The organism is Paenibacillus sp. GM1FR (genome assembly GCF_002803315.1).
GTDB classification, from domain to species: Bacteria; Bacillota; Bacilli; order Paenibacillales; family Paenibacillaceae; genus Paenibacillus; species Paenibacillus amylolyticus.
Window position 1 is genome coordinate 434,330 of sequence record NZ_MKZL01000022.1, and the last position, 21,861, is coordinate 456,190.

The window sequence follows — 21,861 nt, forward strand, 5'->3', positions numbered from 1 at the left end:
GTTATCCCCAGATTTCCTTTTATCCTTTTCCAAAGGATGAAATCCGGTGATAAATGCGAACGTTACACTTCTCTAGTTTTCCTTGCACTCTCCGTTATCGTGTAACAAAATTTTTCATCAAAAGTGACTAACAAATATTTTTTATATATAAAAAGAGATCAGGGGATTTATAATTTCGTACAGGTATTATAATTGGGGGTCGAATGTTCAAATGGTAGCGATCTTTATCATTGGATTTATCGTGTCAATGGGACTGGCTCTTGCCCTGACACCACTTGTCAAAAAGTTCGCAGTCCGCATTGGCGCAATGGATACGCCGAATGCACGTAAAGTACACACACGGATCATGCCTCGTCTTGGTGGTCTGGGGATATTCCTGGCCTTTATTATTACAGTTGCTGCATTGCTTCCGTTTGTATCGGCATGGTTCACGACTCGGGATATGAGTTTTGTCAGCGCGTTTCTGATTGGTGGAACAATTATCGTGCTGATCGGAGCACTCGATGATCGGTTTGAACTGTCAGCCAAAGTGAAGTTGCTTGGTCAGATCGTTGCTGCTTCTGTCGTTGTATTCGGATTTAATATCCGGGTAGATTTCGTTAACATTCCGTTTCAGGATTCCTACTCTTCACTCGAAGCTTGGGTATCCATTCCGCTGACGATCTTATGGATCGTTGGTGTAACGAATGCGATTAACCTGATTGACGGACTGGATGGTCTGGCAGCTGGTGTATCTGGTATCGCGATTGGTACTATTGCCGTGATGTCCTTCCTGATGGGTAACATGATGATTGCCTTGATGTGTCTTGTATTGCTGGGTAGTATTATCGGATTCCTATTCTTCAACTTCCACCCGGCCAAGATTTTCATGGGGGATACCGGATCACTATTCCTTGGTTTCTCTCTTGCGATGCTGTCCATGCTGGGTTTCAAACAAATTGCTATCGTGTCCTTTATCACACCGCTGATCATTATCGGTGTGCCGCTCTCGGATACCTTCTTCGCGATTATCCGTCGTGCGGTACAACGGAAACCGATTTTCGCACCGGATAAAGGTCACCTGCATCACTGCTTGCGTGAACTTGGATTCAGTCACCGTCAGACGGTACTGATCATATACGGAATTGCCGCATTCTTCGGAGTTCTGGCGATTATCCAATCGTCCGCTGCTATGTTCGAAGCCAACTGGGTAACATTTGTGGTCATCTGTATCATGATGTTCTTCCTTCAAGTGGGAGCAGAAGTCATCGGGCTTGTTAGCAAAACGAGAAGACCGGTTATTAACTTCCTGATGCGTATGCGCGTCAAGCTGAATCCGGAGACCCGTTCGAAATCATAAATAGATAAATGTAATGGTTACAGCTATTCTTGAATATTATTCCAGACCCAACCTTATCCCTTGTGGATAAGGTTTTTTGTTTATTTTGAGATTTTTACTAAATAATTGGAACCTTTTGCCGATATATAATGGTAACTGACTTAAAAGAGGAGAGATGATTGAATGCAACGTACGAAGAAGCCGTTAATCTGGCTGATGATGGTGGCACTGGTTGTATCTCTAATACCAGCTGGCCTTGCACCAGTCGCATCGGCGGCGGGACAGACAAGTTACTTTACTCCTGATAATGCTGGGAATGTCCAATTGAAAGATACAGTAGGCCTCAAATTGACTGGAACCGGCACGGATGTGCTATCACGTTCAACTGCTTTTGTGGTAACTAGTAGTGAACAGCCTGTAACTGGTACGTTCACCAATGTTACAGGCTCCACTTTGGGGGCCAACGTTCAACTCATGAATCTTAAAGACGGAACTTGGGTTCCAGATAGCACACGAGTAGCACCAGCAGTTGTAACCGTTGATCCGGATCGTCCGGATAACCGCTTTAAAGCAACACTAACATTGTTTGCCGGTATGAATAAAGTTACGTTCACAGGTTCACAAGGACCAAGTGAAAGATCAGAGAGTTTTTATATTTTGTATGATTCTGTTCCATATATTGAAAAATTGCAAGTTCTTGGAGGAGCAGACAACCTTGATCTGAATGAAGGATCTCAAGTGGTCGTAGATACAGGCGAAGTAACACTTAGTGGTGTTGCCAAAAACTCATCCAAAGTTACGGTTTCCCTGAATAATGGTGAGTCTCTTCCAACCGCTTTGCAACCGGATGGACAATTTTATTCTCCGATGATGCGACTGAAGGCTGGTTTAAATGATGTGAAAATAACTATTGAGAGTGGCGTGGACAAGAACGTCTTCAATTACTCATTGTTATACTATGATGAAACCAATCCATACTCTAAATTGGATCTGATAGAGGGCGTGGCTCCAGGTGCTTTGGCTCAAAGCATGTTATCTACTAGACCGACTTATGGAGGAAATCCTGCGGAAGCCAATGTGAAGGTGGAATTGCTTGTCCCAGACGATGAGACAAATGCTTTACCACAAATTACAATTGATGGTGCAATCAACTCTACAATTACTCCAAATGTTGTACCGATACCGAGTGTTGGAGTCAATACACCGTCCTATGCTTTGATTTCTTTTGATATCCCATCCATTACTTTTACCAGCTCCGGAACTCCTGCGGAATTGGATCGTTTGCAGAATCACTCACTTACTGTGAAATATGGTAAAAGCACGGCAACAACAAATATGAACTTTCAGTACTTGGCAAATGAGACAGTCATTACAGATCTGAAGTATCTCAGAGATTATAAAGGAACAGGTGCAATTCCTGATGGTGTGCCTTTGACAGGTGCAAGTGTCAATGCGGCGGATTTCTACATTTTGGTTGAGACAAGTAGAAACCCAAACGGTGCAGTGTTATCAGCTGAGTATCTTCCAAGAGGAACTAGTGCGATAGATCTGCAGTTCGTTCAGCAAGTTACGCCAACCAAATATATTTATCAAATTAAAGGCTTCAAAAACGGAAATCAGACAGTTCAGTTTAAATTTGATGGATCGGCGTCAAGTCGCAATGCAACCATTTCGTTTGCATCCAAAAATTATATTTTCGTAAGTAATTTATCGGATGGTCAAACATATGATATGAACTCAAAGGCGACCGATGAAATTACAGTTGAAGGTAAATATGTAGATTTTGCGACACTGGATAGCAACTTCTTCGTAGCTGAAATTTTTGCAAATGGTGTCAAAGTATATTCTACTCATCCCCAGAATCCAACTGGGACAACAGCACCACAACAATTGCTTACCTTGGGTAGCGATGGTAGCTTTAAGGCTATTATTAAAGTAGACGGAGACACGGGACCTCTTTACTTTGGGGAGAACCGTATTGTACTTACAGGTACCGGTACGGGAGATAAGGGGCAGTTAAACGAAGTTTCCAAAGAATTGCGCATTTATATCAATGACAATAATGTGTCTACCATTAAAAATCTACAGCCGTCACCAAGTAGAGCTCGTTCAACATTTTTGGAACCCTTTAATCCTGACGATCAATGGGTGAAGAATTTATTCAACCTTTCCACCGATTTTACATTTGCTGATAAGAAGTACACCACAAGTCTTAAAAATTTCGATTTGGCTATTCGTGGTGCAGGAGCTACCCGTATGAGTCTGAGTATGGGTACCCAAAATATATTTACACTGAACATACCAGAAGGGTCTGCCGGAAGTACAACATGGGAAGACCCAGAAATCTCTGCTGAGTATGCTTTGAACAACGGTACAGTTATTGTTGATCGTACCGGTAGACAACAGGATTTTGTAGTACGTCTAAGAGATTTGAAGGCAGAAACTCCGGGCACATATATCTATACCCTTGACCTGTATAACAAAACTGGTGCTAAAACAAGTCAAAAGATTGAAGTGGTAAGGGAAGCTGCTGGTTATCGCATTATATCCCCACAACCCACTTCCGGTAGCCAAATTGTCGTTAACAAAAACTTTGTTCACTTTGATATTGAAGCTGAGGGAGCAACTTCGATTGTCATAGACAAAGAAACGGCTAAAAAACTTCAAGGAACGGAATCTGACCGTTTTGCTCTCGACTATGTTGGACTCAAAGCGGATAAAGTGAATAAAATTAAACTTACTATTGATCGTAGTGGTGTAAAGACCACCGATACAATCGAGGTGTATTATACGAGTGCTGCAGGTGTGGATTCACAGTATATGGCACCTAAAGTTGCAAATAAATACTCTGCATTCAACAAGCAATTAGAGCTGAGTTTTCCAAAAGGGACAGTAATGGAGAGTACAGACAATAGTGGAATTGCTAAGTTTTACCCGAATAACAAGTTGCTATTTGGTATTGCAGACCCGAATACGGGAATTGTGGAACGTCGCAATGACTATGGCAGTATCGTTGGTTTTAAAACAGAGGATGGAGATCCTAATCCATTAAGCGTACCAGACGAATATTATAGAAGATTCTCTGCTATAACAGGTGATTCTGTAAACTTTAGTCCAATCTCAGAGATTTATTGGATTAGTGGTGGTCTCGGAGAATCTGGAACCAGAGGCACTGATAATTACAAGGAGCCAACGAATGGGATTGGTCCGTATACTTTGGATTCTTTGTATGGTAATCCTTTGACGCCTACTGAACGCAAAATTAAACCCTCTGTTCGTGGTTCGTTGACATTGACATACGATTCAAATGTCGTTGATGATGCTGGTTCTACAATATCGGTCTTCTACTACTCTCCAAGTCGAGAATGGAAACGAATCGGTGGAGAAGTTGATTCCAAGAAACACACAATTACTGTACCATTTGATAATTTTGGTTATTACAAAGTAATGAAATTGAGAAGAAGTTATAACGATATTACGAACCATGGATGGGCCAGAAATATTCTTAATGCATTGTATGCCAAAGGCTTTATGACACCATTGCGATTTGAACAATTCGGCACAGATGATCGGACATCCAGAGGTGAGTTTGCTACACTTCTGGTAAAAGGATTGAATTTGCCTATCACTTCGGACAGCAGAAGAACCTTTACGGATGTAGCTCCTGGAACGAGTTCCTTCACTTGGGATTATGACAGTATTGAAACAGCAGCTAGAGCAGGGATTATTACCGGTTTGACCGATGGAGTATTTGGTCCGGACCGTCCTCTCACACGTGAGCAGGCAGCTGTTATGATTGCGAGAGCGCTTGAACTCAAATTAGCCACAAATGATAGTAAACTCCAAAGTGCATTGGCCAAGTCTTTCATTGACTCAGGTAGCATGGAAAACTATGCGGGACCTTCGGTACAAGCTGTTACCAAAGCGAAGATTATGGAAGGCTCACCAGTCACAGTAACAGGTCAGAGCAAACCACAATTTGCATTTAATCCCAAAGGCAATCTGACACGTGCAGAAGCGGGTAAAATTGCAGTTGAATTGCTCAAAAAGAGCACAAAAGTATTCCCTAAAAACTTAAGCTAGTTTTGAGATGGATTAATGCATTTTAGGAAGGACCTGCCCCTCATTCTGCAAGGGGTGGGTTCTTTTTATGACTGTGAAGCAACTGATATAGAACTCTTTTATAATAGAAGAGATCTGTTTTTTACCAATAACTATTTTTGTAATTTGTTAGAGATTAAGATACAATAACGGTAAATACACAATGATCTAGAGGGTGAAGTTAGCTAATGAAACCGATTTATTCGAGAGCCCAATTGGGTTACATGAAGGCAAAGACACAGTTCGAGAAGCAGGCAGTCATTCTGGAGAAAAAGTTGGAAGATACACGTAAGAAAGAGGAGATCTCTCAGGAAGTAATGGAAGGACTTGTACAGTCCACTGGCTTCCATGATGCGTATAACAGTCTGGTTCTGGCCGAGAATGAATTGATTGAATGGTCTCACACCACGATGAAGCATGAGAAGACATACCGGGAGAACAGACAACCAATTGACGATATGTATCTGAGATTGAATAGTGATCCGAATATGCGTGCTCAGATTATTGAATTGGCAATGAAAATTCGTTAATCGTTAGCTTATAGCAATTGTAGTGTTAAAAGAAGAGGTGCCCCGAGGGGCACCTCTTCTTTTATTTTTAATTTTGTAGAATTTGTCGCTTCATCGTGGAACATAACGGGTATACATAAACGACTAAATCATTTCTTACGCAAGATGTTCTTAGAAAATATCGTGATAAGTACAGCTGTGATAAAGGTTTCAAACCTAATAAAGACCCGCACTGCATCAATACATAAATAAATTCAAAACTTTTTTTGATGAATCCGCAACTTTTTGAAATCTGCTGCGTTTAAGATGTAGAGTCGAAAACATTGGGCAACTTACCAAGAATGACCTCGTGAAGAATCTTGTCTATTTATTAGAAAAAATTGCTTTACGGCACGAGAGACCCATTGTATAATACGTAAGGTAGGATTAGGAAACTACTCTATTTACGTATGATTCTATCATTTATTTTTGTTTACAAGTTTCTGTGATATGCTCACAGACATCATTTATATTAACTTGCTCATAACTCTGGAAAGGGGGTGCGACAATAGAATGAGGAATACGAGCGACCCTATTAAAGAAAATTCCAATGTTATGAACGCCCAAGGAGGAGACAAAAAGGTTATGAAGAAAATTTTATCCGTAGCACTGTCTACAGCAATGGCATTCTCAATGTTTGCATCTGTAGCATTCGGTGACACAGCAGTAACACCACAACAACAGTTTGATGCATTGAAAGCAAAAGGTATCTTCAATGGTTACCCAGATGGCACAGCTGGTCTGGACAAAGAGATGACTCGCGCTGAGTTCGCAAAAGTTATCACTAAATTGCTTGGTTTGAAAGAGATCACTGGAACTCTTTCTTACACTGACAAAAACTACACAGCTAAAAACTGGGCTGTACCTTACATCGAAGCAGTAACTGCTGCAGGTATCATGGAAGGTAAAAACGTAGAGAAAAAAATCTTTGACTTCAACGGTAAAGTGACAGTAGCTGAAATGGCTACAATCTTGACTCGTGCACTTGATCTTGAAATCCCAACTGAAACTAACAACAATGCAGCAGCATGGGCTAAAGGTTATGTTCAAGCAGCGATCAACGCAGGTCTGATCGACGCTAACGCTAACTTCTCTGGTAATGCTTCCCGTGAATTGTTGGTAGGTGCAGCTTACTCCATCGATCAAGCTCAAAGCATTAAAGTTGAATCTTACACAGTATCCGAAGCTGGTAAAGTAGTTGAGTTCAAAATCAGCGACGGCGAAACTGTAAAAGTAACTTTGGATAAAGCTCTTGAAGCTAACAAAGAAACTGAAGTGAAATTTACTTACAAAGATAAAACTTTCACTGAAAAAGTTACTTATGTTGTAACTGCAGCTCAAAAAGTTGTTAGTGCAACTGCTAACAACCTTAAACAAGTTGTTGTAACATTTGATGGTGATGTTGATGCTGATAGCGCTGAGCTTGAGTCTAACTACACAGTAGACGGATTCAAATTCAAATCTGCTACATTGTCTTCTGACAAGAAAACAGTAACTTTGTTGCTGCCAGCAGAGCAAACATTCACTTCCCAAAAAGCTTACAAGTTGAATGTAAGCAATGTTAAAAACTCTGACAAATCAAAAGTGTTCAAAGAGACAGTAACAGTGACTCCAGTTGACACTACTTTGCCAGAAGTTTCAGAAGTAAAAGGCCTCGGAACTAAAGCTTTCAAAGTTGTATTCTCTGAGCCGGTTAAAGCTTCTTCTGTAAACACAACTTCTAACTTCCGCATCGACGGTAAAGCAATTTCTGGATATGTTAACTTCACTTATCCAAGTGTTGCAGTTATCACAACTGACCTGAGCGTTGGTAAACACACATTGACAGTAAATGGTGTTGAAGACTATGCAGGTTACAAACTTCTACAAAAAGAAGTTGAGTTCGAAGTAGTTGAAGACACTACAGCTCCAGAAGTAGTTAGTGCTAAAGCTACAAACCTGAACAAAGTAGAAATCGAATTTAACGAGTCTGTTAAATCCGTGAGCAAAGCTTACCACACGTCTTCTGGTAAAACAGGAACTGTTACTGTTGAAGATAACAAAGTAACTGTTGACTTCGAAAACGACAACAAGCTTAGCTTGGGTGAAAACACAATTACTTTGGAAGGCGTAACAGACTATAGCAACAACTCTGCTACACGTACTTCTAAAGTGACTCCAGTGATTGACACTACTCGTCCAGAAGTTGCTTCTGTAACTGCTGAAGTTTACAACAACAACCACGTATTCACTATTGAATTCAGCAAAGCTGTTGAAGCTACTGATGTTGCGAAAACAGCAAACGCTAACTTCACTTTGAAGAATGAAAAAGGCGAACTGGTTACAACTAGAGGCTTCACAGCTGCTGGTCACCCAGTTAATGCTCCTAAATTCGTAGATGGTACTGGTAACAAGCGTGTTCAAATCACTACAATCGGTGAGTTGCCACAAGGTAAATATACTTTGGAAATCGCTGGTATCCGTGATATCGCTGCGATTGCAAACACAATGTTGCCGTACACTACTACTGTAGATGTAAGTGACGTTGCTAAACCAAAAGTTAACGATGCTTGGTTCGTTCAAGAAAACACTGGTAATGGATCTTTGAAAGATCTGGATATCTACGTTACATTCAGCAAAGAAATGGCTGTAAGTGGTAACGGTAGTGCGATTGATCCAAACAAATATAACTATCAAATCGGCAATGGTCCTTTGTTGCCACTTCCTAACAATACTGAGGTAACTCAAGTAAATGCACAACAAGTGCGCATTTCCTTGCCTGCCAAAGAAAATGGATACTTGGCTACAACTGATACTCTGAATCTGCGTATCGCTAATGTAGCAGATACTAAAGATAACTACATCGCTGGAAACGTAGTTTCTACGCCTGTTGTAGCTAAAGACTCCAGAAAAATTGGTGTTGAGTCAGCTAAAGCTGTATCTGACAAAAAAATTGAAGTTCAATTCAATGGATACTTGTCCTCTGTAAGTGCAAGTGACTTCGCTATCAGTGCGACTAGCGCAACTTACGGTTTGAAATTGAACAGTGTTGAGACTAAAGATGGTAACACTTTGGCTCACTTCGAAATCACTACAGGTCAATCTTTGGATGCAACAGCTTCCACAGCTAACTTTGTAACAATTCGTTCTGTTGAAAACATCCAATCTGTAAGCCCTAATGGTATTAAAGTTGGTACTGTTAACGAAGGTTTGACAGATGGTATCGCGCCTAAGTTGGCAGCAAACAGTAACTTCAACGTAGTTGAAGGTACAGTCCAAACCAATGGTAAGAAACAATACACAGCTACATTGACATTCAACGAAGCTTTGAATGTTGCTAACAACACTACTGGCTTCTTGGCTCGCCTTGGCGGATCTGAAGCTACCGTTACTGCAGTTGCTGCTGGTACTAACAGTAATGAAGTAGTAGTTACATTTGAAGCTGCTGGTACTACACAGTTGACTGGTTCTTATGTAGAACTGTACCTCAATTCTACAAATGCAACTAACAAATTTGTAACTGACAAATCCGGTAACGCTGCTGATGCTTCCAACGTTTCCGTACAAAGACAGTACTAATTTATAAGTTTTTTAGAGAAGACCCTTAGAGAAATCTAAGGGTCTTTTTTTATTGTGGTTTATTCGATAAATCACAACAACATCGTAACTTTCTCACCTTTCCAAACGTTTATACTATAAGAGCAACAAGCAACTTATGGGAGGTTTGGAAGTGGATCAAAAGAAAATGTTTGTGAGCTTGCTCGCGAGTGCGATGTTGATTAGTTCAACGGCTGGCATTGCTATGGCGGCGAGCACAACCAATAAAACGTCTGCCACCAGTTCAAATAGCAGCACATCGAAGAAAACGACATCAACCACGAAACAGGTTGTACATACACTCGGTAACCTATCGGCTGTTAAAGTGACTGCACGAAGTTCCGTAAGATTAACAGATGTAAATATCTTGGCGCAGGACGATGGCAATGTGGTTACGTATACGTTGTCTTATAAGAACAATGACAGCACCCCAATGATGATGCTCGATTACTGGAGCAAGGTGAAAACCAAGGGTGGAACATCGTTCGCACCTAAACTGATTGCGAAGGATCAGGAAAAGAAAACGGTCGCCCCTGGATCAACAGTTGAGTTGACCTATGTCATGAAAGTGGGTCGCGAGGTGAAACTCAGTGATCTGAACTTCCTCATCGTGAAATGGGATTTCAGTCAAGCTAACTATGAACGTACGCTGGGTAAGTTTAACGTGCCCGCATCCTATAGTATTACCACACCTGTAGGCAAACCAAAGACGGTTCGTCTAAGCGATTCTGCCGTGAAGGTGAAAGTATCAGGTATTAAAGTGTTTCCAGGTGAGGATAAGAAACAGTATGTGAAAATTGGCGTGAATTTAAACAATATTAGTTATAAATTGCTTGAAAATCCGAATATCAAATGGATCTTGCGTACACCAAGTGGAACCAACTATCCGTTAACTCCGGATAAAGACAGCACGAGTGTCAGCATCCAGGCTCAAGCTAATAAGGCCCTCAGTTTGATGGCATCTCTTCCTACGTCAGTGAAGCTTCAAAAGTCTGAGTTGTTGCTGGTAGAAGAACAGGGTGAAGAGAAGAGTGTTCTGCCTGTTGCTGCATTGCAATTGCCAGAGGCTAGCAAAACGAATGTAGAGGTTGCTGCCAATCAACCAAACATTATTTCAGTTGAAGGACAACGACTATCCACATTGCTTGAATCCGCTAAAGTCCGAATCGATGATGGTGAGTATAGCCTTAATCTTCAAATGAAGCTCAAGAATGAAGGTAAGAAAGCCATTAAGGTGCCGACATATACCTTCGAGGTACGAAATACAGACGGAACAGTCTATCCGATTGAAACTAAAGCATTGGATACATTGAAGTTGAACCCGGGTGATATCAAGACCATTAAGCTCAGTGCAACCCTTCAGGGTGATGGAGATACGAGCAAAATCAAGTTGTATGTGATGAGTCCGGTAGACAAAAATGAAAGCACAGAATCCACAACGTCTTCTCCTACAAATGGATTTGTCTTCTCCTATCCTGTAGGTGTCTATGGGATTCCTGAATCGGTATCCAGTGGAGATGGATTGACAACCGAAACGGTCATTAAGAATAACAAAGGTACATTTGGTGTGTCTTTTGGATCGTTACAGCGGTTGCCGTGGCTTGATAGTGATATTATCGCCGCAAAAGTGACCATTCGTAATGCAGGTAACAAAACAGTTCAACTTCCTGAACTTGAAGCAATGTTTATGATTGATTCTGCTGAGATTGAAGGAGACAAGAAGTTAATCTACACACAAAGTGGCAAGCTACTTGGAGCCGGCATGACAACCGAGGCTTACCTTTTGACCAAGATTCCTTCTGAAATACGTATATCTCGTCTCGAACTTAGTCTAAACGAGAAAGTTAGTGAAGAAGAGACGAATGAGTGGATTACGTTAAATACGTCTGGATTAATTCCGCCTGTATCTTATGTTGGAAGCGGCAAGACATACACATCGGGTACTGCTGATAAAGAGACCGAAATGGGTGTGCGGAGAACGATTCGTTATCCGGGAACGTCATCGGACATCGTATATACCGAATTCGAGATGACGAACAAATCACTACGTCAAAGTGGTCTCGGTAAACTGGTAGGTTACTTCAAAACATCGGATGGCCAGTATTACAGAGCAACAGCGAAGCAAGCAGAGCGTCTGCCTGGACCAGGTCAAAAGTCGATTGTTACGTTCTGGGCTAAGATTCCGAAGTCCGTTACCTTCTCAGACCTGCGCCTGATTGTGGGTGAAGGTATTGCAGACAGCAAGTTTGTAACGGGTGAAGGTGAAGCGACTGCTTATGTGAATGCTCTGGCATTTGAAGTGCCGCCAACCTCCATTAGTGTTCAAGGCTCGTTGACCAATGTTGATCTTTATCCTTACTCTTGGACTGCCAACAGTGTGAGAGCATATCTGGCAGGGAGTTCGTCTGTACAGATCGAGATGAATTACAGCTTATCCCGTAATGAAGAGATTGAGATGGGTGAGAACGAGCACAAGTTAATCCTTACAATGACGGACCAAGCAGGTAAATCATATGAGAAAGAGCTGACTTTGGGAACCGATCTGAAAGTGGGAACCAACCAGACACTGAGCTGGAGCGTAGAAGATAGCTTCTACGAGAAGTTGCGTGGTGGTTCGTATCGCTTAAGCGTAGATGATCAGTTCCAGGGACAACGTCTTCGTCTTGCAGATCAGAGCTACGGATATGATTTGACCAAGCTTCCGAAGGAAGAACCTGTCGATTTGAGATAAATGCAGATATTCGAATAATCGTTAGATTTGTCCACAAGACCTCGTTTCTTCCCCAATGGAAACGAGGTTTTGCTTGTCGCATGTCTATTTTTTCTCTATAGTTAAAGTTAATAGATTACCAGAGGAGGAAAATGATTCACATGAAACCTTATATGAAAGTATCTCTCGCTGCGCTCGCCATTGGTGTTGGCGTCTGGGTTGGGTCGGTATACAGTAATACAGCCATCGGTGCAGGTACAAGCCAGCCAGGAACAGCAGATGATCCGGTTGTAACAAAGAGTTATGTAGATCAGCAGATCCAACAGGCTTTGGGCGGTAAGATCCCGACTGGAGGAGGAAGTACCAATAAGGGAACAGACAGCAATGCAGGAAATGGTAACAACACTGGCTCTACAGGAACCGGTAACTCCGGTAGCACAGGTGGAGACACATCCCTTCCTCCACTGGTCTCGGGCGCTTCTGAAGCCGTTGAGATCGTAACGGTGAAGCCGGGTCAACAGCTGATCGGCAAGTCTGGCGCGGAGTTCATTGTACGTAGCGGCAAAGCTGTGATCGTCAGTGAGGGTACGAATGGTGTAGCTGATCTGACGGACGGGATTGACCTGACGAATGGACAGGCGGCGCCGACCAATCACCTGCTCTCTTTTCCAAGGGATGGACGGGGGATCACGGTATTGGAAGGAAACAAATACAGCTTAACCGTAATGGTTCGTGGTGGATATACTCTGAAATAGTTTTTGTAGCTGTTAAAGGAATTATTCATTAGTCATACATTTCATTTGCTCAGATTACCCAGTTCTAACAAACATTAATACGGCTAGCCAACCTTGTTCCTGCTCACTCTATAACTGTTGACAATCAATTAATGGAGGTGCAGGAATCATGGCTAGAAGCAATCGCAAAGTGGTACCCGAAAGTCGTCAAATGCTGGATCAGATGAAGTATGAGATTGCTGCAGAGTTTGGTCTCAATGTAGGTTATGGTGGCAGAGGTTTGGCTGGTGCGGATACAGAATTTGGATCTGAACTGGGTGAAGTGAGTGATCACTCCTATGGGCAATACAAAGGGTGGGGACATCTGACTTCCCGCGAGAATGGATCGGTTGGTGGAGAGATCACAAAAAGGCTAATTCGCCAGGCAGAACAGCACTTATAGGGCATTTTCCTTACCCCATTTCGTTTGACACGTCTTGACAAATACGTTAAGATGGCACTTGAGGTATGCAACCTTTTCCACTAGGGAAAGGTTGATTTTCGTTTGAGGCAATTACCTGAAAAATCCTTATCTTCGGTACTGCGGACCCTGCGTCCTTATTCCATTTTGGAAAGCTTCGAGGGTACAGTGAACGAATCGCTGTCATGTTTTGTTCGGGCAATCGCCATACTACTAGTTATGGGAGGTTGAAACTTCATGTCTGTTAAAGGCCGGCATCTATTTACATCGGAGTCTGTAACTGAAGGACATCCGGATAAAATCTGCGATCAGATCTCAGACGCCGTATTGGACGCATTTCTTGCAAACGACCCCAATGCTCGCGTAGCTTGCGAAGTTTCCGTGGCCACAGGCTTAGTGCTTGTCATCGGTGAAATCAGTTCAGCTTCTGAATACGTGGACATTCCGTCCATCGTTCGTAATACAATTAAGGATATTGGCTACACACGTGCCAAGTTCGGTTTTGATTATAACACTTGTGCAGTTCTGACTTCTCTGAATGAGCAGTCCGCTGATATTGCCCAAGGCGTGAACGCAGCGCTTGAGAACCGTGACCCGGAACAAGTCGCTCGTGAAACAGAGAACATTGGTGCAGGTGACCAAGGTCTGATGTTCGGTTTTGCGACGAACGAAACACCTGAACTCATGCCTTTGCCAATCGCTCTGTCCCACCGTATCGCGCGTCGTCTGGCGGAAGTGCGTAAGAACGGTACATTGGAATATCTTCGTCCGGATGGTAAAACGCAAGTAACGATTGAATACGACGGTGACAAACCGGTACGTGTGGATACAATCGTTGTGTCTACTCAGCACGCTGAAGAGACTACGCTGGAGCAGATCCAAAAAGATATCAAAGAACATGTAATCTTGCCTGTCGTTCCAGCAGGATTGCTGGATGAGCAGACTAAATATTTTATCAACCCAACAGGACGTTTCGTTATTGGCGGACCTCAGGGAGATGCAGGCCTTACTGGACGTAAAATCATCGTAGATACCTACGGCGGTTATGCACGTCACGGCGGTGGTGCGTTCTCTGGTAAAGATCCAACAAAAGTAGACCGCTCCGCAGCATATGCGGCTCGTTACGTAGCGAAAAACCTTGTAGCTGCAGGACTTGCAGACAAAGTGGAAATCCAGCTCGCTTACGCGATTGGTGTAGCCAACCCGGTATCGATCAACGTGGATACATACGGAACTGGCAAAGTCAGCGAAGAGAAATTGGTTGAGCTTGTTCGCAACAACTTTGATCTTCGTCCGGCTGGCATCATTCGTATGCTGGATCTGCGTCGCCCAATCTACAAACAAACGGCTGCTTACGGTCACTTCGGCCGTACAGATCTGGATGTACCTTGGGAACAAGTGGACAAAGTAGACTTTTTGAAAACTCAAGCAGGTCTGTAAGCTTCTGTTCAACACGTGTAGAAGCCCAAGATTCCTATAAGGAATCTTGGGCTTCTTTTTTTGCATTAGTATTATGGATATCTCTTCATTACAAAAAAGGAAATTATATTTACATATAATAACTATTCGCTAATCAAATATTTCCTTTTTGCCGAAATACATAAAGAGGTCTATACATGGAATAAACAGTTGAATCTGGATGAGGAGGAACGAAAGGTGAGTATAAAAGGAATGATCCGCAAGGGGATCATCGGATTGTTAATTGTATTATTGACTACGCAAGGTTGGTATAGTGGTTTGGGGTTGAAAGAGAGTACTGCATATGCAGATGATGATTTAACGGGTTTGGGGATTGAGTCATCTATGCCAGCATTAGGTGCTCGAAACGTTGATAGTACATTACCATTTAGTCTTGTCTTCAAGAAGCCAGTAAGAAAAGTTACAGGTACGCTAGAGAACATATCCATATACAGATTACCGGAGAACAAGCTGGTTGCAGAAGTTCCTGTGAATTCTGCAGTAAATGTTTTAGCCGATTCCGCTGATATCCCGGGTGTAGGAAAAATCATTAATTTTCAGTTGAACGAAGCATTAAAAGGTGGGCACTACGCCATTCGAATTGGAGCGAAATCCTTTGAATACGGAGATAATGAGCCTTTTGATGGCTTAAATGAAGAAGCTTGGTCATTCTATACCTTGGGACTAGGGGCTACGACTATAAATTCTTTATTCCCAATTAACGGTGCAGTTTCTGTTACTCGTGATTCAAATTTACAAGTAACTTTTAGCAATCCAATTGAGGCTGGTGTGGGAGAAATCGTAATTTACGAAGGCGGCGTTGAGTTTGAGCAGTATGACATGGCTCTACCGCAGTCTCGTGTCGTGATTAGCGGCAATACGCTTACAATTGATCCCGTGAAAAGTTTTTCCAATAATGCTACATACTCAGTTGACATAGATCAAGGAGCTTTAAGAGACAAGGCAGGGAATGATGTCGCTGGAACAGGAATTAACGGGTGGCAATTTACAGTTTTTCAATCGGACCCAACTTCCTTAGTGGTATCTTCTCTATCACCATCTAACGGAGCGAGTGGAGTCGCGCTGACAGGAGAGCTGACAGTTACATATAACAAAGAGCTTGATCCTCGCTATCCCGGATCAGTAACGCTAAGAAATGCGAACGGAGCAGTAATAACAACATCTACGTCTGTCAATAGCTCGAATCATCGACAGCTGCGAATTATCCCATCGAGTAGTCTAACTAGCAATACAAGCTATACCGTGGATATTCCAGGAGGAGTGTTGCGAGACAAATCAGGTAATCTGTATACAGGACTTAACGGAGCCACATCGTGGACATTCCGTACACTAACGTTAGATCGAACTGCTCCTGTGCTCAAAACCTCCAAAATGTACAGTAATACCATCATTCGTCTGACCTATGATAAATTGCTCTCAAGTCTTGATCCTCTGCCATCCAGTTTCTCCGTTACTGTTAATGGGGAGTCACGTAGTGTATCTACGTCTTATGTGTCTGGAGATAGTGTTTACGTAGTTCTAGATACAGGTGTAGCAGTAGGACAAGTGGTTCGCATTGGATACTCCCCTGGAACATCAACGCGCAAAATTCAGGATTTATCTATGAATTCGGCAGCTGCCTTCGGAGCCAGAGATGTGGAAAATAGTTTGGAATCAATCATGTCCAAGCCTAGAGAAGGCAGCGTCTATAACAGTACGCTCAATCTCTATTATCCTGAGACCGTATATATTAACTCTAGTGAAGCATATAAACAATTCAGCGTGACTGCGGATGGGACTTCTGTGGGTGTAAGTAGCATTTCTACCAATAACAGTTCACTTATCACCCTGAACCTTAGTCGTTCGATTACGAATGGTGAAGTCGTCCGTGTATCCTATCAGCCGGGTGAATGGGCTGTAAAGGATAGTCGCGGTCAAGCGCTTGCCGGATTTAACGAATTTTACGTTCGTAATAGTATTGACACGAAGAACCCTGAGTTCCAAAGCGCGGAGGTCAGCGGCAATAAACTATGGATTCGCTACAACGAACCGCTAAGTAGATCAAATAAACCTTTGAAAAGTCAGTATTCGGTGCTGGTAGACGGGAAAGCTGTGTTTGTTAATGATTCGGAAATTGAAGATGATGTCGTTACACTGACATTGGCCTCGCCAGTTACAAGTACACAGACTGTGACGCTATCTTACGTTCCTGGAACGAGCCGTCTAACGGACCTAAACGGAAACCCGGCGGGATACTTGAATTTAACCCCCGTGACGTACACATATGGAAATGGAACGATCCTGTCTGGTGTGTTACAAGGAGACACGATACTCATTAACTTCCGTAATGCTTTAAAGGCAGAGTCTGCATTAAGTCCAGCTCAGTTCAGAGTACAGATTGGTAGCAATAACGTAGCTGTTAGCTCCGCATCGGCATCCGGCTCAGTTGTTACTTTAAAGTTGCCCACTTCTGCATCTGCAGGACAAACAGGAATCGTTAGTTATACACCGGGTGCAGTTTCGCTTCGGGATGCTCTTAATACTGAAGTAGATGCTTTTGGTCCACTGACATTGCAAATAAAAGAGGTAGATACAGTTACACCCACACCCACTGCTCCATTGGAGGGCCGTCCCTCATGGATTAGTGAAGTAGGTGCAGCTGAATCCGGTTTTGGACAATCAATGTACATTATGAAAAGTGATACAGCTGCTGTCGAAACTATAACTTCACGGAACAATCGTCCAACACGGCAGTTTACCATTGATGAGACCAAGCTTGCCCAAGTATTTGAATATGCGTATTCAAGCGGGAAACTAAACCAACCCGTCATGTTCGAAGTTCCAGAGAGTGAAGCAACAGCATCTGTGGGAATCCCGTTTCATACGCTCTCTCGGATAGCTGCAACTTACCGCACTGGTTCATTTGGCATTAAATATAGTGATAGTGTCTGGCTTGTGCCCTTGTCGCAACTGGAAGTTGTGGCTATGGGACAAAGTGCAGGGATAACAACAGCCCCTGGTACTGCCATATTATATGTGCAGTTAGAGGCCCTTCCTATATTCTCCTTAGGAACGTTAGAGTATATGCTAACAAGTTCGAACGCTCAGCGACTGGCTAACGTGACAGAAGTTCATATTGAGCTCTATAACGGAAATACTGGGCAAACTGTAGAACAGAATATCAAAAGTCAGTTTTGGATACAACTTCCTGGAAACACGTCAACAGTTTTATCCGGATTCACTGCTGTGGATTCGAATACACAGACTTTATCCTATGTACCAACAACTTTCAGAACTACAACATCTGGAATGGTTGCTAGAGGTAAATTAAACGGTAATCAGATCGTAGCCCCCGTGACTCATTTGGTAAGTTTCCCGAATGCAAAACCATGGGCACGAGATGCTATTACAGAGTTGGCCTCCAAGTGGATCATAAGTGCTGATAACCTTACTGCATTTAAGCCAGATATGAAAATTACTAGAGCAGAGTTTGCTGAGTTGATTGCCAAAGGATTAGGGCTAAAAGGCAATCGTGCAGCTGCACAACAGTTCCGAGATTTGAATGCAAACAGTTCAACTTATGCATATATAGGCGCTGCAGTGGAGGCGAAAATTATTGAGGGGGTTGGCGATAATAAATTCCAACCCAATAGATTCATCACCCGGGAACAAATGGCCATTATGTTGATGAGAGCAATGAATTATGCTGGGCAATCAGCACCCCTTCAACTGTCAGTTGAGGATACCTTATCTAAATTCAAGGATAAGAAGTCTATTAAATCCAAGGACATTGTTGCCAAAGCAGTACAGACAGAAATTATTAATGGTGTGTCGGATACTGAATTTAAGCCGCTGGCACATGCAACAAAAGCACAAGCGGCAGTCATGCTAAAACGTATGCTAAATAGAATTGGTTATCTTTAACCGATAATCTTAAAGACAAAATCATTGTTAGGTATCTAAAAAGCACATCAGCCGAACTACTCACGCTGATGTGTTTCTTTTTATATAGACCTATATATGAATGAAAGGAATATTACATCCGAGATATGAAAGTGTGCTATTTTCATAATGAATGCATGCTAATATAGGGGACAAACGTAACTTTTTCCACAAAAAGCAGTCTATTAATAGAAGAGTATACTAGAGATCTCGCTATCGGCTGCCTATTTGGCAGTGTTCGTGATGTCTAAGATTGATATACAAGATGGGAGAGACGTTTCAGACATGCTGGGGAAACATGAGAAACAGCTGGAAGACGTTAAGGGCAGTAAGGTGAAGAAATGGGCGATTGTGACGCTGGCGGGTGTGATCTGGATTGCACCGGTGATGAGCGCAGGCGGGCAGATGTGGTCAGGCACTTCGTGGCAATCGGTGGCCGCTGCAGCATCTACGAATACAAGCAAGTTGAGTGAAGAAATTCTGACTTCGGGTGCGAAGCTCATGAAATACAGATATACAACAACACGTTCCGGTTCCAAGGTCAACGTACTGGCGGATGTAGTCCAGGTGGATCTGCAGAACCCGAATGTGAAGCTGGATGTAATGACAGGCAAGGGCGGTAATCTGAACAGTAAACAGAGCACAGGAGCCATGGCTAAGGAAAATGGTGCAGTAGCTGCTGTGAATGGCGATTATTTCAATGTTTCCGGGGAGCTCGCCCCCATTGGTGGACAGGTCTCCGATGGCGTGCTGGTCTCCACACCTTCTGAGCTGTCAGGCATGTATGCCCTGACGGTGACCAAGGATGGCAAACCGATGATCGACGAGTATTCCTTTGACGGAACAGTGAAGGCACAGGATGGTTCAACCTTTGCTTTGCGTGGGATAAATAAAGAGGATTATACGGTAGAGTCGGGTGCAGTGAAATATAGTCATGCCAACTCGATGTATATTTATACACCGGCATGGACATCGAGCAAACGACCAAATGATCCTTCCACAACGCCAACAGAGGTTCTCGTGCAGAACGGAGTAATTACCCAAATCTCGGATAAAAAAGCGCTTAACATGACGGTGCCGAAGGATGGGTACATTTTGCGTGCACATGGAACAGCAGCCACATGGATCATGAGCCATCTGTCCGTTGGTCAAACCTTGGATGCGGATTACAAACTGAAAGCTAAAACAACCGGGGAATCGGTCGATCCAAGTAATCTGGAGATGATGATTGGTGGTCACACCATTTTGGTGAACGGTGGAAAGGCAGCATCTTTTTCCCGCGATATCGCATCTTCAGGCATCGGTGGCATTCGTGCAAGAACGGCAGTAGGATACTCCCAGGATGGTCGGTATGTCTACATCATTGCAGCGGAGAAAAACAGTAACAGCAGCGGGATGTCACTGACGGAACTACAATCCTTTATGACCAGTGTGGGTGTCTGGAAAGGCATGAACCTGGACGGAGGCGGCTCCACAACGATGGTAACACGTCCGCTAGGTGAGCAAACCGCTGGTCTGACGTTCAACACAGAGTATGGCACCGAGCAACGTCAGGTTGTAAACACGCTGGGTGTGTTCTCTACGGCTCCTGTAGGTAAACTGAAGGGCTTTGCCGTGAGTGGCAGCCAAACGTTGCTGGTGGGGCAAGAGGGCAAGTACACAGCCAAAGGATATGACACCTACTACAACCCAATCGCAACAGGCGATATCAGCATGTCCTGGAAGTCCAGCAACAACGGTATCGTGAGTGTCAGCAACGGAACAATCAAAGGCGTGAAGCCAGGAACAGCAACGCTGACGGCAACGAGCAATGGAGCTTCATCCTCCATTAAAGTATCGGTACTGGGTGGAAGTGAATTGGCTTCCCTGACAGCAGGATCAGGTCTCGGTTCCCTCAAAGCGGGCACAACGATGTCCATTCCGGTAACGGCAACAACGAAGAGCGGACAAAGTGTGACGGTTCCGGCAGACTCACTGACATGGGAATTTATCGGATTCAAAGGTAAAGTTACTGCTGACCAATTAACCGTATCTTCCGTCAATTCTGGTGCACAAGTAGGATATGCGATTGGTCGTTATGATGGTTACAGCACGGTTGTTGTACTCTCGGCTTCTGCCAGCGAAACGATCTGGGAGAACTTCGAGAACGTGAATTATCCGATTAACTTCACAACGAACGCAGCGGGTGTAACTGGTACGGCAACAGTCACAGCAGGAACTGGTGAAAAAGCCGGCTCCAATGTACTGCAACTCGGTTATGATATGACTGCTGGAACAGGCAAAATGTACGCTTATGCACAACTGAATGGCTCTACCGGTAGAGAGGTATCTGCTGCAGCTACATCGATGTCAATGGATGTTATGGGAGATAAAAGCCTGAACTGGCTGCGTGCCGAATTCACGGATGCCAATGGCAAAACGGTATATGCCGATCTCGCCAAGGCGATTGACTGGAACGGGTGGAAGAAGCTGAGCGTGGACCTGAATGGACTGAACATCGCCTATCCGGCGAAGCTGAAGCGGGTCTATGTGGTGAACGTGGAGGAAGGTCAGGATGAGCGTGCGAAATCAGGTACGGTTGCTTTTGACAATATCGCATTCACGATGCCTTCCAAGTCCAGTGAAGTCGGATTGCCTACGGGGACTGCCTCACTTGTGCTTGGACAGAAATCGATGACGGTGAACGGAACGAAAAAAGCGATTGATGCAGCACCGGTCCTTAAAAATGGTACAACGTATGTGCCAATCAAACATGTTTTGGACGCTTTTGGTGGTCAGGCAAGCTGGGATAGCAAAAATCAGCGGATCACGGTATTACGTGGTGGCAAGCTGATTGATCTGGTTGTAGGGCAGAAAGAATTCATTCTGAATGGTAAAAGACAGAGCGCAACTGTTGCACCATACGTAACGGGTGGTAGGACTTTAGTCCCGCTCAGACTCGTTTCCGAGCAACTTGGACTGACTGTAAAATGGGAACAGAAAACGAAGACCGTTACCATCTCATCGTGATATGG

Annotated in this window: 10 protein-coding genes; all 10 read left to right on the top strand. The window is 43.5% G+C overall.

Annotation, left to right across the window (positions count from 1 at the left end; translation table 11 throughout):
- Window positions 1-211: 211 nt before the first annotated feature.
- The 10 genes from PAEAM_RS17510 (at window position 212) to PAEAM_RS17555 (ending at window position 21,856) form a co-directional block, all read left to right on the top strand.
- The gene (locus PAEAM_RS17510; RefSeq protein WP_036612523.1) at window positions 212-1,339 is read left to right on the top strand and encodes a glycosyltransferase family 4 protein; all 1,128 of its coding nucleotides are present in this window, start codon (window positions 212-214) and stop codon (window positions 1,337-1,339) included.
- A gap of 162 nt (window positions 1,340-1,501) precedes the next feature.
- A complete protein-coding gene (locus PAEAM_RS17515) occupies window positions 1,502-5,401 on the top strand; it encodes an S-layer homology domain-containing protein (RefSeq protein WP_100528408.1) in 3,900 nt (1,299 codons plus the stop codon).
- A 206-nt stretch (window positions 5,402-5,607) separates the two neighbouring features.
- Window positions 5,608-5,949, top strand: coding sequence for a hypothetical protein (locus PAEAM_RS17520; protein WP_047840687.1), 342 nt, complete (start codon window positions 5,608-5,610; stop codon window positions 5,947-5,949).
- Window positions 5,950-6,552: 603 nt separating this feature from the next.
- Window positions 6,553-9,525, top strand: coding sequence for an S-layer homology domain-containing protein (locus PAEAM_RS17525; protein WP_161799402.1), 2,973 nt, complete (start codon window positions 6,553-6,555; stop codon window positions 9,523-9,525).
- Window positions 9,526-9,676: 151 nt separating this feature from the next.
- Window positions 9,677-12,274 carry a hypothetical protein gene (locus tag PAEAM_RS17530; protein ID WP_100528410.1) on the top strand — a complete coding sequence of 866 codons (2,598 nt, stop codon included), beginning with the start codon at window positions 9,677-9,679 and terminating at the stop codon, window positions 12,272-12,274.
- 140 nt (window positions 12,275-12,414) lie between these two features.
- Entirely contained in the window at window positions 12,415-13,008 is a 594-nt protein-coding gene (locus PAEAM_RS17535) for a hypothetical protein (RefSeq protein WP_047840684.1), read from the top strand.
- Between the two features lie 148 nt (window positions 13,009-13,156).
- Window positions 13,157-13,429, top strand: coding sequence for an alpha/beta-type small acid-soluble spore protein (locus PAEAM_RS17540; RefSeq protein WP_017691962.1), 273 nt, complete (start codon window positions 13,157-13,159; stop codon window positions 13,427-13,429).
- Between the two features lie 255 nt (window positions 13,430-13,684).
- The gene (gene metK, locus PAEAM_RS17545; RefSeq protein WP_100528411.1) at window positions 13,685-14,887 is read left to right on the top strand and encodes a methionine adenosyltransferase; all 1,203 of its coding nucleotides are present in this window, start codon (window positions 13,685-13,687) and stop codon (window positions 14,885-14,887) included.
- Window positions 14,888-15,103: 216 nt separating this feature from the next.
- Window positions 15,104-18,829, top strand: a complete 3,726-nt coding sequence (locus tag PAEAM_RS17550; RefSeq protein ID WP_100528412.1) for an Ig-like domain-containing protein — start codon at window positions 15,104-15,106, stop codon at window positions 18,827-18,829.
- A gap of 303 nt (window positions 18,830-19,132) precedes the next feature.
- On the top strand, window positions 19,133-21,856 hold the full coding sequence (locus tag PAEAM_RS17555; RefSeq protein WP_100528413.1) for a stalk domain-containing protein: 2,724 nt from the start codon (window positions 19,133-19,135) through the stop codon (window positions 21,854-21,856).
- The last annotated feature ends 5 nt before the right edge of the window (window positions 21,857-21,861 follow it).